At 66.9% G+C, this 1149-nt stretch carries 1 protein-coding gene; it reads left to right on the top strand.

What is annotated here, in order from left to right:
• On the top strand, window positions 1-1149 hold a 1149-nt coding region (locus J8I82_RS37710; protein ID WP_209765708.1), incomplete at its 5' end, for an isovaleryl-CoA dehydrogenase.

Raw genomic sequence — 1149 nt, 5'->3', positions numbered from 1 at the left:
GGCGAAGACATCGAGATGCTGCGCGATTCCGTGCGCACGTGGGCCCAGGCCGAACTGGCCCCGCGCGCCGGCGAGATCGACCGCACCGACCAGTTCCCGATGGACGCCTGGAAGAAGATGGGCGACCTCGGCGTGCTCGGCATCACCGTGGCCGAGGAATACGGCGGCGCCAACATGGGCTACCTGGCGCACATGATCGCGATGGAAGAGATCAGCCGCGCGTCGGCGTCGGTGGGCCTGTCGTACGGCGCGCATTCGAACCTGTGCGTGAACCAGATCCACCGCAACGGCACGCCGGCGCAAAAGGCGAAGTACCTGCCGAAGCTGGTCTCGGGCGAATGGATCGGCGCGCTGGCGATGAGCGAGCCCAACGCGGGTTCGGACGTGGTCAGCATGAAGCTGCGCGCCGAATTCAAGGGCGACCGCTACGTGCTGAACGGCACCAAGATGTGGATCACCAACGGCCCGGACTGCGACGTGCTGGTGGTTTACGCCAAGACCGAGCCCGAGCTGGGCGCACGCGGCATGACCGCCTTCATCGTCGAGAAGGGCATGAAGGGCTTCTCGGTGGCGCAGAAGCTGGACAAGCTGGGCATGCGCGGCTCGCACACCGGCGAGCTGGTGTTCGAGGACGTGGAAGTGCCGGCCGAGAACATCCTCGGCGCCGAGAACAGCGGCGCCAGGGTGCTGATGAGCGGGCTCGACTACGAGCGCGCGGTGCTGTCGGGCGGCCCGGTCGGCATCATGCAGGCGTGCATGGACGTGGTCACGCCGTATATCCACGACCGCAAGCAGTTCGGCCAGAGCATTGGCGAGTTCCAGCTGATCCAGGGCAAGGTGGCGGACATGTACACCACGCTGCAGGCGGCGCGCAGCTACCTGTACACGGTCGGCAAGAACCTGGACGCGCTCGGCAGCGACCACGTGCGCCAGGTGCGCAAGGACTGCGCCGCGGTGATCCTGTACACGGCCGAGAAGGCCACCTGGATGGCGGGCGAGACCGTGCAGATCCTGGGCGGCAACGGCTACATCAACGAGTACCCGGCCGGGCGCCTGTGGCGCGACGCCAAGCTGTACGAGATCGGCGCGGGCACCTCGGAGATCCGCCGCATGCTGATCGGCCGCGAGCTGTTCGCGGAAACGATGTAA

This window comes from Cupriavidus consociatus, from assembly GCF_017814975.1.
Lineage (GTDB): Bacteria > Pseudomonadota > Gammaproteobacteria > Burkholderiales > Burkholderiaceae > Cupriavidus > Cupriavidus consociatus.
Note: the sequence above shows the minus strand (reverse complement) of the source record. Positions and strands in the feature narration are given on the sequence as shown.